Origin of the sequence: Lunatimonas lonarensis (assembly GCF_000390185.1) — a bacterium.
In the GTDB taxonomy this organism is placed as follows: Bacteria; Bacteroidota; Bacteroidia; order Cytophagales; family Cyclobacteriaceae; genus Lunatimonas; species Lunatimonas lonarensis.
In genome coordinates, this window is record NZ_AQHR01000059.1 from 74,137 (window position 1) to 87,890 (window position 13,754).

Sequence of the window (13,754 nt, forward strand, 5' to 3'; positions counted from 1 at the left end):
TTAATAGGTTTACCCGATGAGTAATCTTGAAATTACCAAAAAGGGGATTAATTCCGAGGTGCAAATGTACGAAAATAAATGATAATTCTTAAACGATAGTCTTTTCCGCATGAGGGTCGCCAACAGCGCGAGAGACAGCAAATAGTACCCTGTGAAGGCCTTATTGAAAAACACCGCCAAATCCCCCATGGACGAATAGCCGTTGGCCAATACCACCAACATCACGAGCAAGATCAGCACCAAACTAATAGAAAGTACACGCAGAATGAACAGGAAGTGGGGAATCTCAAATCGGGAAATCCCAAAAATAAAGACATTCATGCGAAGCCAAATAAACTTTAAAAAAGAAGCAAACATCAAAATCAGGGTGCCTGCTATCCACAAAAAGTAATAGTGGTTCAGGTCATTGGACAACTGAATACCAAGAGGGGCGATGTCCAAATGCTTTGATATCGTCAAAAACAATAGCATCAGCAACATATTTAACATCAACAGGTAGTAAAGTAGCGCGTTGTTGAATAATTTGGTAAATGAACCTCCCTCTGTAAAATCCTCCGAAGACACCAAGTAACGGGGATTGAGAAACATGGGCAATACCAATGGATTGATGACCTTAAACAGGGCCGCTAAGAGTAAAAGTAACAGCAAGGCCGAGTAAAAAAACTCCTCAAATACATCCCGGTTTCGGGTCGAATAGGAATCCAATAGAAGAAGCTGGGACGCTGTTACTCCACGATCACTGACGATAGGACCCATCTTCTGAACGGAAACATCCTTTTTTTGAATTCCTTTTCGGTAAATGGTTAGCACCATTTCGCCCGCCTCCATCGACAGAGCTTGCTGCGCATCCTTTAACGGCAACATCAGCGTAGTATCCCGGCTTGTTTGAAACCAGAGGATGGTATCAAGGAAAAGGCTGGATCCCTGTGGTAGATGAACCATCAACGTGCTCAGAGGGAAACTGCCCAGATCCACGGCTACTTGAACCCCAACAGACGCGGAATAAAATTCACTTGGCGGTAGGTAAGAAATCCGGGAGTCGTAATTTTCCAATACTTGCGAATGGCAGTTGGAAGCAACCATGAAGATGTACAGGAAGAAAAAAACAAAGAGGGCTGTTGTTGTTCTGTTCATTTAAAATCTTCCGGTATAGCCAAAATGTACCCGTGAATAATTAAAGCCAAGGGGTTGGTCTGCTGATTTTCCGAGGGCATAGACAAACTGAAAGATCCCTCCACGGGTCTGCATGCTGAACCCTCCTCCAAATGCATAGGGAAAATCCCTCTGTCGCTCATTTAAGCCGCTCTCCATCACCGCAGCGTCTGCAAAAATCAAGAAATACGAACTAGTATCAAAATAAAATCTCGGTTCTAAATTCATGAACGCATATCGGGAAGCAAAAAAATGGTTTTCGTTAAAGCCTCGGATACTTTTAAGCCCGCCAACCCTAAAAAGATCATTTAGGAGCAGGTTGGGGTTTTCCATAAGACCTCCGCGAAAGCGAATGAGGTTACCAAAGGCCGGTCCCCAAAGCTGATAGAGGCTGTAGCCGGCTTCCGCATAGTACTGGATAGATCGCCCCAACATGTTGTGGTAGAGTTCGGGAGGCAAACCCGTATTTTGAAGGATCCGTTTATTGCCAATTCCGATTTCCAAATCTGCCCGGCTGCCCCGTTTGGGGAAAAAAGCATCATCCAATGCCTTATATTCCAAATCGACACCATAGTTGGTAAAGCGAAAATCCGCAGCCGGTGGCAATCGGGTGGCATCCCGTAAATGGAACGTGGAAAGAAGGTCTCCTGCCTGTCTCCTGCTGAAAAAACGCATATACAACACCGGATTTATGCGATAGCCAAGTTCTATCCTAAAGTCTCGGTTTAAAAAGGTTGTATCTTCTTTTAGCAGAAAAAAAGAAGCGTTTACATCTATACCCGTCCCAAATACCAACGGCTCAGAGGCATTTAGCCGGAGGTTTTGGGAGAATTGGCTTAGCCGCTGCCAGTTGATCTGATAGTTTCTTCCCTTACCGGAGACATTGTAGAGCAAGACGTCAAACTGGCCGGTAACCAGCAGCCGGTTTCCTTCGATTTCGTTTGGAAGAACCCCAATGATTCCGTCCACGCTGTTAATGCGCCGGTCATTGATGGGCAAATAGAGTGTAGCTTCCTCGTTCTGAAAACTCAAACTGGGTTCGCCTACCACCTGAAGGTAGGGTATCGTACGTAGGGATCGAAGCGAACGGTCTACTTGCCGCTGGGAGAAAGGTTCTCCAGGTTGGATACGCAGACTTCTAGCCAAAAATAAGGGACGTGTTTTGCTGTCTCCCGTGACCTTAAGTGTGTCAAAACGAATGAACGGGCCGGCATCGTAGTGAATGGCTGCTGCGAGCTTCCCTTCCAATTGGCTGATACTGTCCAATTTCACGGAGGCAAAGGGGAATCCAGAGCGCTGTGAGTGGTCTAGAATTTTCTCAAAAAGCCGAACGAGCTGGTCATAGTTGATGGGCTTCTGTTCGAAAGCCCGCGAATCATATCCCGCGCGAAAAAGTATTGATTCAGGCAAATCCCCCCGACGTAGCTCCATCCACTCAAACCGTTGCGAGGTTTGGATTTCCACTGTTTGACGGTGGGCAGATGAAAGATTAGACGAAGTTACCCGTGCCAAAAGGAACCCTTCACTCCGCAGTCGCTGCAATTGCTCCTGCACATATTGGTGTCTTGCAAGGGAGTCGGGTAGATAGACCGTTTCTTTGGAGACTTTTTCCCCGGTAATCTGAATGGATAAGGTGTCATTTGATACCGCGCTGGCGGCGGCTATTTGCACGAAGACGCCAGCCCAAATAAGCAACCATATCCGAGCTACTACCAAACGCCTCTAACCTTCATTTCCAATGTGTAAACCGCATCCATGGCCGTGATAAAAAGCGTCTTGCGATCTCCAGCCCCAAAACAGACATTGGAAGTCCAACCTGCATCGATGGGAATATGACCGATTTTTGTACCCCTGTTATTAAAGATGGTAACGCCATCCCCGGTCAAATACACATTTCCACGGTGGTCGATCGTCATCCCGTCGGAACCCATTTCGACAAACAATTGCCGATTGGTCAGGTATCCGTCTTCTTCGATGTCATAGACATAGGTTTTCTTCGCCCCTATATCGGCTACATACAGCTTCTTTCCATCCGGTGTTCCGACCAACCCGTTCGGTTTCACAAGGTTTTCATCCACACGAAACAACTGTACTCCATCCGGGCTGAGATAATAAAGGTGTTCACCATCTTGCTGCATGGCTGGATCCCGCTCCCAATAATCCCTTTTGTACAATGGGTCGGTAAAATAAATCCCTCCCCTTGGGTTGATCCATAGGTCGTTGGGACCATTGAGCTTTTTGCCTCTAAACGCCTCCACCAAGACCTGCTGATTTCCATCCCTATCAATCGACCAAAGCTCATTGTCCATATCCGCGCAGGCCAACAACTCTCCCTTCAGGTTAAAATACAGTCCGTTGGATCGGCCCGCATCTTCCATGAACGTACTCACTTCCCCTGTTGTAAAAGTCCATTTGTGGATTCTATTGTTGGGCTGATCGGTAAAGTACACATTGCCGGGTCTATCAACAGCTGGCCCCTCCGTGAATTTGAAGCCGTCTGCTACCTTTTTTACCTGTGCATTTTTTGCCACCAGGTTCCCTTTTACTTCCATTTGGGCATAGGCTACTCCGGTAAACAAAACTGAAAAAACGGTTATCCAATAGCGCATGTTAAATTTCTTTGGTTTCATACTTTCTTCCATCATAATTGCATCGCCTATCTTAGTGCACAGACGCACCACTGCCTCCATTCCGGGGCAGCTAGCTAAAGAAATATACTATAGCCCCGAAATTACTAATTTTTTTAAATCGGCAGGTTCTAAGTTCCGATTTATACCGAAACTCTTTCTAATTTGGGCGGTAAATCCTTCGCTATGGGACACTGTTCCCTATTCACTCAAAAATGTCAGGCGTCTACGTTCATATTCCCTTTTGCAAGCAGGCATGCCATTATTGCGATTTCCACTTCAGTACCCAAACGGCCTACCGAGATACGATGTTGCTGTCGATAGGTCAGGAATTGGTGCAACGACGGAATTATTTGCCAGAAGGCACCCAAGTTGAGACCATTTATTTTGGTGGAGGCACGCCGTCGATTCTTGCTGCCTCGGAAATAGAATACCTATTGGATCTGATCAGCATCCACTTTCCGTTGGCACTGAAGGAGGTTACGTTGGAGGCTAATCCGGATGACCTCTCTCTGGAAAAACTGGCTGCCTACAAAAAGATAGGGATAGACCGTCTGAGTATTGGAATACAGAGTTTTCAAGAACCGATTTTGCGCTTTTATAACCGTGCCCACACAGCAAGTGATTCCCTGAGAGTTTTGGACCTGGCAAGAAGCGCCGGGTTTTCGAAACTATCTATCGACTTGATGTATGGTTTCCCGGCTGATAATCATACGTACTGGCAAAAGGATTTGGAAATGGCCTTGACGTTGGATCCAGGCCATATAAGCAGCTACTGCCTGACCATAGAGCGGAAGACAGCGCTGGGACAATGGAAGACTTCAGGGAAGTTTAAGGAAGCCACCGAAGACTTCGTTGCGGATGAGTTTAACCTACTGTTGGATGCCATGACTGGAGCAGGATACATCCAATACGAAATATCCAATTTTGGCAAGCCAGGCCATTTTGCCCTTCACAATACAAACTACTGGAGGGGCGTTCCCTATCTTGGCATCGGACCAAGTGCGCACTCATTTGATGGGCAGCACCGGGGAAGTAATGTTGCGAATAATGCGCGGTATATGAAAGGAATTACATCCAGCACACCGGTTTTTCAAGTTGACATCCTTAGTCCCGAGGATAGGGCAAACGAATACCTACTGACCGCGCTGAGAACCATCTGGGGGGTAGACCTACCCTTCTTTCGCAGCACTTTCGGCTGGGATCTACTCATTGATAAAGAGCACGAAATCAGGTTTTTAAAGGATAATGGTTGGCTGATCCATGCAGACGATTCCCTGACACTCAGTAGGTCTGGGAAGATTTTGGCGGACAGTATCTCTGCAAAGCTCTTTATATGACCTAAAATGCAGTGATTTGCCGCCGCCCTTTCATTGATTCTTTGCAATCCTTGGAAGCACCTCGATCCAATGAGCTAGCTTTTGCCAAGCAGATCCGGTATGTACGTGCCTATGTCCGCAATCCAGTACCATCGAAATATGGTCAGAAATTCCTACCTTTGATTATGCAATGGCAACAAAAAGATAGCAGCAGAAAACGAGACACCGCACCCCTTAAGGACGTTTTTGACGAGCTACTCGAAGCATACCGGATTAAAGATCGCTACAATGAACGAAAAGTTGTAGCAGAATGGGAATCACTCATGGGTAAGACGGTTGCCAGCCGTACCAGCAGCATATCGGTTAAAAACAGGATACTCTATATTCGCCTTAGCTCCGGAGCGATCAAAAAAGAACTGATGATGCACAAATCAAAAGTGATGGACCTGATCGCCGAAAAGTACGGCGACCAGGTCATCAAGGACATCGTTTTTCTTTAGCGGGGCATCAATCGATCGAACCAAATACCCGGCGCATGATCGCTGTGGTTCTTTCCGCAGGATTCTGACGGATCTTAAGTTCTTCTTCGGCAACTAGCTTGAATAGCCCATCGATCGCCATCTCCGTGACGTAAGCGTTTAGATCGGGATTGATTTTTCGCGTGGTCGGAATTGCGTTGTAAGCATTGACCAAATCTGTGTAATGGCGGGTTGCCCCCACTTGGTTGAGGGATTCCTGCACTTTGGGTTGAAATAGCTCCGTAAGCTGGGCTGATGTAGTACGCTGCAAAAAGCGTGTTGCCGCATCCTGATCTCCTCGCAGGATCGAAAATGCGTCCTGAATGGTCAGCTGTCGTATCGCACTGATAAAAATCGGCTTTGCTTCCTTTGCCGCATTTTCCGCTCCACGGTTGATGGTCAGCAACACCCGGTCTACTTCCGATCCCAAACCAAACTGCCGCATGGTATTTTCCAAACTTCTTAATTCCGGGGGAAGCGCGATTCGGATGAGTTCATTTCTAAAAAAACCATCCTCCACGCCGGCACGATCCGCTCCTACCGAAATTCCTTTGACAAGGGCATCTTTAAGGCCATTTCCAACATCGTCGTTGCTAAGCGTAGCCTGAGAGGCTCCCTGAATAAACCTGTTCACATCAGCACCCGAGCATCCAAACATGGCGATGCTTGTAACCAAAAATAAGTAAGCGAAGAGTTTTTCCATAGTTGAAAGATTTAAAGATTCGGTAGCTTTTGATTGGCTCCTTTATGGATTTCACAACCTTATACGTATTATTGTATGCGTTTTGTTTATGTTAAAGTTCCCTCAGGTAAATATCAGCAAGCTTACGGTATTCTTGGCCATTCTTACGTGGCTGGGGCTTCTATTCGTTGATCTTGCCAGGATATTTGGCGAAATTAACGAAATGAACGTAGGAATAGGGCCTGAGTTCACATGGATTTTGGAAATTGTTTTCTTTATCCTCCTATACCTGTTTTTCAATCACTCCATTGCCAAGCATGAAAATGAGAACTTTTTGAACTTGATTTGGAGGGCATCTTCTACCGGCCTCACGGCAATGGCAGTATCCATTCTGATCGCAGTATTCTATTATTTCTTGGAAGGAACCCAACTTTATGCAGATCCACTGCTTCGAAATTTTTTCTACCATGTAAACTTTGCACTTACCAGTTTGTTTCTGGTGTCCACTTCTTTGCTCTGGAAGCACCTGATTCTCTATCAGAAGACCAAAACGGTCGTGCAACAATGGCAGGCATTTGAGGTAATCCTGCTGCTGAGTATGTTTTTTGTGTTGATCAATCAGAACACCTTCAATTACGGGTTTATTTTCGGCTTGATTTTTTTGGTGATTTACAGCGTGATTTTATCCGCCAACCTCAAGTGGATCCCCTACCTCACCTTTAAGGAAAAATGGAAATCACTCCTTTTTCTTGCCATCATCATTGTGTGTGGAGCCTACCTCCTGTACCAATTGATCGAATACGTGCTTCAAAACGAGTTTTCGGTTAATCTGACCGAAAACCTGTTTATTCTGGGGCTTTTTGCCTTTGTACTCATCTACTCTATTTTCAGCTTTTTGGTCACCTTATTTAACCTCCCCACTTCCTCTGTCTTTGAGCAAAAACTGGTCGAAGCCATCAATTTCCAAAAGCTGAGCCAATCAATCCAGCCCGGGGAAAACGAGGAAAGGGTTTTGGATATCCTCATGGACAGCTGCATGAGTGCCGCCTACGTGGACGCAGCATGGCTGGAAATCAAACCAACTCCAGAGGATGAAACCACGGTGGTACAAAAGCGATTTATCAATTCAAAGGAACAGGAGGGGCTTCGAACGCTCATCGCCTCGGCGAGACCCTTTGGGGAATTTCTGGCCGAAGGAACTGGCGATCGTATGGAATACATCCACGGTCGAATCAACCACGAATTGTATCAATCCGTGTTGATCTTTCATCTCAAGGTGAACAAGAACGTCCTTGGAAACATCTTTTTGCTCAAAGAAGTAAAAGACGGCTTCAACAAGGAGATGATCAACATTATTTCCACCTTCGTAGGACAGGCCTCCATATCGGTGGAAAACTACCGTTTGCTAAACCAGGCGATCAAAAACGAACGGTACAAGGAGGAACTGGAGATTGCACAGCGGGTGCAGCGCAGTTTGCTGCCCTCTGAACTTCACCACAATGCCACTTTTGAAATAGAAGCCTTCTCAGCTGCCGCCGATGAGGTAGGTGGAGACTATTACGAGACATTCCAATTTGACGAACACCGCTTTGCCCTCATTATAGGGGACGTCTCTGGAAAGGGCACTTCGGCTGCTTTTAACATGTCCCAGATGAAGGGCGTGTTCCATAGCCTGGTACAACTGCAATTTAGTCCCATGGAGTTTCTGGGAAAGGCAAACAATGCCCTGGGCAGGTGCTTGGAAAAAAACCACTTTATTACCACGACCTATTACCTGCTGGATACTTCCAAAAAGGAATTGGTTTTTGCAAGGGCAGGACACTGTCCTACGCTGTTTTATGATAGCGAAAAGGGAGAGAGCCGCTTTTTGGATATCAAGGGTATGGGCTTAGGTGTGGTTCGAAACGTCCATTACATGCGGTTTTTGGAAGAAGGGAATTTGCGTTATACAGGAGGCGATGTACTGGTGATGTATACGGACGGAATCGTAGAGGCTAAAAATGGTCAAAACGAGGAATTTGGCTACGATCGTCTACGCCAAGTGATCGATCGGTGCAATAGTTGCTCGGCTGGAGAAATCAAAGCTACCATCATACAAGAGATATACGGGTTCATTGGCAGTGACGTCTTGCCTGACGACGATTATTCGCTGATGGTTATTAAATTCAAAGAGTAAACATAAACTAGTGATAAGCGTATAACTCATTATGTTAGAAATAAGCGTCAAGGAAGAAAAGCAGCACCATATCATTGAGTTACGTGGTGAGGTAGATGCCAGCAACTCGGTGGAGTTGGACGAAGCCATGCAAGGGCTTTTGGAGCGGGGCAGCAAGCTGATTTTGGTGGACGGTACCGGATTGTCCTATATTTCCTCGGCGGGCTTGGGCGTATTTATGTCCTACCTGGAGGATTTTCAGGATAGGGAGGTTACCTTCGTCATATTTGGACTGAATGAAAAGGTGTTTAATGTATTCCATATACTTGGGCTGGACCAATTGATTACCATGGTGGGTAACCACCAAGACGCATTGGATATCCTATATGAAGCATGAGTTGAAGTTGGCCTGCGAAAAAAGCAGGTTGGGTGATTTGCGGGTCTTCCTTTCGGGAGTTCTTTCCTCGAAGGGCTTGTCTGAAGTAGTCCAAAACCAGTTGGTTTTGGCGGTGGAAGAGGTGTGTGCAAATCTTATCATCCATTCCCATGGCTGCAACCCCCAAGATCATATCCTGTTGACCGTGTCCGTTTCCAACGGAAAGATCATTTTTGAAATTTTTGACTCAGGTCAGGCTTTCAACATTTTGGAATACCGGGCCCCTGATATTGCCGACGTAATCAAAAAGAAACGAAAAGGTGGACTTGGGATCCTTCTGGTCCGTAAAATCATGGACAAGATAGAATTCGAATCCAAAAACAGCCAAAATGTGTGCCGCCTCGTTAAGGAGCTCAATTCCAAATAATTGTTAAATCTCCCCACTAATACGGCCATTTGCCGCCGAATCTCTTTTAAAATTTGTAACATTGCAGGATTAATTCCCGGAAGCTCTGACATGAAATTCGGTTTCAGCATTTGTTTTGCCTTGGCGTTGCTAAGTTCCTGCGCTACCAAAGTAGCCGTGGAGGAAAACCATGATCCCCTCTCCCAAACACAACGCTACCTCTTTACCATCGACGGAAATCCGACCTATGCCGATGAATTTTTGTACATACTAAATAAGAACAATCAAATCGGTGAGGAAAAAAAAGACTTTACCAGCGAAGAGTTTGAAAAGAACCTGGACCTCTTTATCAATTTCAAGCTAAAAGTGGCAGAAGCGGAACGTCTGGGCTATCATCAGACCGAAGAATTTAGAAGGGAATTTGACTCCTTCCGAGAGGATCTCAGACGACCCTACCTGCTGGAAAATGAGGTGCAGGAAGGCGAACTGCAAAAAGCATACGACCGCCTTCAGGAAATCGTCAAAGCCAGCCATATTCTATTGTCCTTTCCGACAGACGCCACCTTGGAAGATTCCATTGCCGTAATGCGAATGGCAGAAAAAATCCGAAATGAAGCGGTAAGCGGTGTTGATTTCGCAGACCTTGCCGTCGAGCATTCCCAAGACCCTTCTGTGCAGGTCAACAAAGGCAACTTGGGATATTTCACGGCCATGCAGATGGTCTATCCGTTCGAAGCAGCGGCATACGACCTAAAAATAGGCGAGGTTTCGAGTCCAGTCGCCACTGACTTTGGCTACCACATCATACGACTGGAAGATAGAAAGCCAAACCCCGGTGAGGTAAGGGTCTCCCATCTTTTGGTGCGAACGGTTCCGGGCGATGCAGCCAGCGAAGATCGTGCAGTACGTCGAATTGCTGATATCTATGCCCAGTTACGACTCGAAAGCAGCACTTGGGAAGGCGTTGTTGCCAGTTTTTCGGAAGATCAAGGTACCCGGGAAAGCGGTGGATTGCTTCCCTGGTTTGGAGTTGGAAGCATAGTACCCGAATTTGAGGCGGCAGCCTTTGGCCTGACGGAGATTGGCGAGATTTCCCCGCCGGTAAAGACCGACTACGGTTACCACATTATCCGCCTAGAAGGTACACGGCCAGTACCACCCTACGAGGAAATGGAGGCGATATTGAAATCTCGTATTCTCAGAGATAGCCGGTCTACCTTGATAGCCTCGCAGGTAATGGCCATGCAAAAGGCCAAGTATAAGGTCTCCGAAAACGAATTGCTGATCAGACAGCTCTCTGAATCCTTCGGCGACTGGTCAGGGAACGTCGACGTGCTAGAGGATACAATAAACCGACGGGATCTGTGGAAATTAGAGCTGCTTTCAATTTCTGGTGAATCCCTTCTATTGCAGGACTTTTTTGACTTTGTCAAAAGTGAACTCGAGGCGGTACAATCCCCGCGGATAAACGGATTTGAAGCATGGTACGAACGGTTTGTAACCAAGAGGCTGAAAGAGGAAGAAGAGAGGGATTTATTGGAAAACAATGCTGAATACCGCATGTTGGTTCGCGAGTTTCGGGAAGGCATCCTCCTGTTTAGTCTGATGAACGACAAAGTATGGCAAATGGGAATATTCGACTCAATTGGGCAGCACCAATACTACGAAACCCATATGGACCGTTATCAGTGGAAGGATAGAGTCCCGGCATTGGTTATTTCGTTTGTACAGAAAAACCCAGAAGAGCAGGAAAAAATCCGCCAGTTTCTTTCTGGCAAGCAATATGCTCCCGAATTGAAAAATGAGCTGGAAAAAAGGTGGTTAGAGGAGTTTCCTCTGCTGTTTACCATGGAAGATAAGCTACAGGAAATTCCGACGCATCCTTTGATCAAAGACTTAGATATATCCACCTCCTTCCATGAAGTAACCAAGGACGGCAAACAGTTTTTCGTCATGACGGGAGAATTAATCCCTGCCCAGGCCAAAAAATTTGAGGAAATAAGGGGGCTGGTCATCCAGGATTACCAAAATTTCCTGGATGAAAATCTGATCGGGGAATTGAGAAATAAATCCATTCTTCAGGTAGATGAAGAAGAAAAAAAACGCGTGTACGAAATTGCAGTCAACTAATCTATATATCATCCTTGTATTCTCGCTTTTACTTAGCTCCTGTGATCTTTTCAAAATGAAAAGTGAAGACGAGGAAGAGGAAGACCCCGTAATTGCCGCCGTTGGACGCACCTATTTACGGGCTTCGGACGTTGATTTTATAAGGGGCGATTCACAATTTGATTTGGATAGTGCCGAGTTGGTCAACCGGTATGTCCAAACCTGGATCAAAAAGCAACTTATGATCAAAGAGGCCTCCAAAAACCTTACGATCAACGAGGCCGAGTTAAATCGCAAGTTGCTGGACTATCGGTACGCTTTGATCATTTACGAGTTTGAAAAGGCGCATGTAGAGCAACAGTTGAACAAAGAGGTGCCGCTGGAGGAAATCCGGGAGTATTACGAAAAACACAAGGACAATTTCTCCTTGAAAGAGATCATTGTCAGGACGAATTTTATTAAAATAGAAAAATCTCTGCCCCAAAAACGCCAAATTGAGCGCTTGCTGAGCAGCACTAGGGAAAACGACCGTAAGGACATGAAAGAACTGGCCCAGCGATATGCCAATAATTACTTTATGGAGGATTCTACTTGGATTAGGTTTGACGACATTATTCTAAATACACCACTGGCCCAAAACGCCAATAACGTACAAATGCTGAAGTCCAACCGCACCATAAGCGTGGACGACGATAGCCATAGCTACCTATTTCACATTTTGGAATATCGGCTGCAAGACCAGGTTCCTCCGTTGGAATTTGTAAGAGAGGAAATATCCAAAATAATAGTCAACAAACGAAGAGTCGCTTTAGCGGAACAACTGCACAAAGATGTTTACAATAAAGCTTTGGAAAATAAAGAATTTACGATTTATGATTAAGTACCTAACAACCGCCTATTTAACCTTATTGATTTTATTCGGTTCCTGGACTGCACAGGCCCAAGACACCCTTGCGGTGGTCGAAACCAAACCCGCAGCCCCAAAGCCTATCCCAACCGGTCAGGTGCTGGACAAGATCATCGCAAAAGTAGACAACTATATTCTGCTGGAATCCGATCTACAACGGTCCTATCTGGAAGCCCTTTCACAGGCACAACAAGGATTCAGTACTCCAACAAAGTGCGAGGTTTTTGAATCGCTGGTGATCAACAAACTCATGGCTGCAAAGGCAGAGATTGACTCGATACTGGTAACAGATGCCGAAGTAATCATTGAAACAGATCAACGATTCAGCATGATCATGCAGCAATTTGGCGGCGACGAGGAAACGCTGATCGAAGTGTACGGAAAAACCTCCGACCAACTGAAAGCCGAACTACATGACGCGATCAAGGAACAGAAGATCGTTGGAAAGATGCAGAAAAAAATTGCAGAAGAGATAACCGTATCGCCGGCAGATGTACGCAAGTTTTTCGAGGCCATCCCGAAAGATTCCCTCCCGTTTTTTTCGGCTGAGGTGACCGTTGGTCAGATCGTCAAAAAACCAGTAGCAAATAAGGCAGAAAAGGACAAAGTGAACAACTTTCTACTCGGGCTGAAACAAAAAATTCTGGATGGCGAAGCTGACTTTGCAACACTGGCCTCGGAATATTCGGAAGACCCGGGATCTAAAGTCCAAGGGGGTGACCTGGGGTTTTTCCGGAGGGGAGAACTGGCTCCCGAATACGAAGCCATGGCCTTTGCGTTGCGTCCCGGTGAGATCGGCGACCCTGTCGAAACGATGTTCGGGTTTCACCTAATCCAACTCCTAGAGCGTAGGGGAACTACCTTCAACACCCGGCACATCCTGATCACCCCAAAACCCACTGAAGATGATATCAAAAAAGCGGAGCAGTACCTGGATAGCTTACGTCAAGTTATCTTAGATGAAAAGATCACTTTTGCCAAAGCAGCCAAAGAGTATTCGGACGACCGACAGACTTCCGATAACGGCGGATTCTTTACCGATCCCGTAAATGGTTCCAACCGCCTAACGCTGCGAACCTTGGAGGATCCTGTACTTTATTTTACGCTGGACAGTATGAAAGTAGGTACCATAACCACTCCCATGCGATTTGACGATGTAGATCCCCGAAATGGGAGATCCGAACCGGCCGTTCGTATTCTTTTCTACAAAGATCGCTTCCCCGCCCACCGGGCAAATATCAACGATGACTATGAGAAGCTGAAGGCTGCCACTAGGCGCAAAAAAGAAGAAGAGATCCTCAGCAAATGGTTTATCCTGGCCAAAGAGGAAGTATTCATCGACATCGATCCAGATTACGATAACTGTCAGGCCCTAAAGGACCGGTAGCGGCCATTACCTGATTTTTATCCTCTACAAATGGAGATTAGGGTGGGATAACCGACCGATAAGCTAGCATCAGCCTACAGGTAACCGTTCCGCTTTCTGAAATACAACCTAATTGA

At 46.1% G+C, this 13,754-nt stretch carries 12 protein-coding genes; 8 read left to right on the forward strand and 4 right to left on the reverse strand.

Going from position 1 to position 13,754, the window contains the following annotated elements:
* Nucleotides 1-9 precede the first annotated feature (9 nt).
* From ADIS_RS09920 to ADIS_RS09930, 3 genes are read right to left on the reverse strand one after another with little or no spacing between them, the layout of a single operon-like run.
* Nucleotides 10-1,134, reverse strand: a complete 1,125-nt coding sequence (locus ADIS_RS09920; RefSeq protein ID WP_010854341.1) for a DUF4271 domain-containing protein — start codon at nucleotides 1,132-1,134, stop codon at nucleotides 10-12.
* Nucleotides 1,135-2,868 (reverse strand): BamA/TamA family outer membrane protein, encoded by a 1,734-nt coding sequence (locus ADIS_RS09925; RefSeq protein WP_155907355.1) that lies wholly within the window; start codon nucleotides 2,866-2,868, stop codon nucleotides 1,135-1,137.
* Nucleotides 2,862-3,761 (reverse strand): SMP-30/gluconolactonase/LRE family protein, encoded by a 900-nt coding sequence (locus ADIS_RS09930; RefSeq protein WP_051113301.1) that lies wholly within the window; start codon nucleotides 3,759-3,761, stop codon nucleotides 2,862-2,864. Before ADIS_RS09930 ends, ADIS_RS09925 begins: the two co-directional genes overlap by 7 nt.
* Before the next feature lie 233 nt (nucleotides 3,762-3,994).
* On the opposite strand from ADIS_RS09930, the gene hemW reads away from it, so the two are divergent.
* Entirely contained in the window at nucleotides 3,995-5,119 is a 1,125-nt protein-coding gene (gene hemW / locus ADIS_RS09935) for a radical SAM family heme chaperone HemW (protein WP_035805475.1), read from the forward strand.
* A 50-nt stretch (nucleotides 5,120-5,169) separates the two neighbouring features.
* Nucleotides 5,170-5,598, forward strand: a complete 429-nt coding sequence (locus ADIS_RS09940; protein WP_238325422.1) for a DUF721 domain-containing protein — start codon at nucleotides 5,170-5,172, stop codon at nucleotides 5,596-5,598.
* 7 nt (nucleotides 5,599-5,605) lie between these two features.
* Here ADIS_RS09940 and ADIS_RS09945 read toward each other — a convergent pair whose 3' ends face one another.
* A complete protein-coding gene (locus ADIS_RS09945) occupies nucleotides 5,606-6,319 on the reverse strand; it encodes a DUF4197 domain-containing protein (RefSeq protein ID WP_010854346.1) in 714 nt (237 codons plus the stop codon).
* An 88-nt stretch (nucleotides 6,320-6,407) separates the two neighbouring features.
* Between ADIS_RS09945 and ADIS_RS09950 the strand changes: the two genes are divergently transcribed.
* The 6 genes from ADIS_RS09950 to ADIS_RS09975 all read left to right on the forward strand — a co-directional run bounded on the left by ADIS_RS09950 (nucleotide 6,408) and on the right by ADIS_RS09975 (nucleotide 13,638).
* Entirely contained in the window at nucleotides 6,408-8,474 is a 2,067-nt protein-coding gene (locus tag ADIS_RS09950) for a GAF domain-containing SpoIIE family protein phosphatase (protein ID WP_010854347.1), read from the forward strand.
* A 31-nt stretch (nucleotides 8,475-8,505) separates the two neighbouring features.
* On the forward strand, nucleotides 8,506-8,850 hold the full coding sequence (locus tag ADIS_RS09955) for an STAS domain-containing protein (protein WP_010854348.1): 345 nt from the start codon (nucleotides 8,506-8,508) through the stop codon (nucleotides 8,848-8,850).
* Nucleotides 8,840-9,256: an ATP-binding protein gene (locus tag ADIS_RS09960; RefSeq protein WP_010854349.1), complete on the forward strand. Its 417-nt coding sequence runs from the start codon at nucleotides 8,840-8,842 to the stop codon at nucleotides 9,254-9,256. Before ADIS_RS09955 ends, ADIS_RS09960 begins: the two co-directional genes overlap by 11 nt.
* 90 nt (nucleotides 9,257-9,346) lie before the next feature.
* The gene (locus ADIS_RS09965; RefSeq protein WP_010854350.1) at nucleotides 9,347-11,365 is read left to right on the forward strand and encodes a peptidylprolyl isomerase; all 2,019 of its coding nucleotides are present in this window, start codon (nucleotides 9,347-9,349) and stop codon (nucleotides 11,363-11,365) included.
* Nucleotides 11,322-12,224: a peptidyl-prolyl cis-trans isomerase gene (locus ADIS_RS09970; RefSeq protein ID WP_035805478.1), complete on the forward strand. Its 903-nt coding sequence runs from the start codon at nucleotides 11,322-11,324 to the stop codon at nucleotides 12,222-12,224. Before ADIS_RS09965 ends, ADIS_RS09970 begins: the two co-directional genes overlap by 44 nt.
* Nucleotides 12,217-13,638: a peptidylprolyl isomerase gene (locus tag ADIS_RS09975; protein ID WP_010854352.1), complete on the forward strand. Its 1,422-nt coding sequence runs from the start codon at nucleotides 12,217-12,219 to the stop codon at nucleotides 13,636-13,638. The genes ADIS_RS09970 and ADIS_RS09975 overlap by 8 nt, the downstream gene beginning before the upstream one ends.
* Nucleotides 13,639-13,754: the final 116 nt, after the last annotated feature.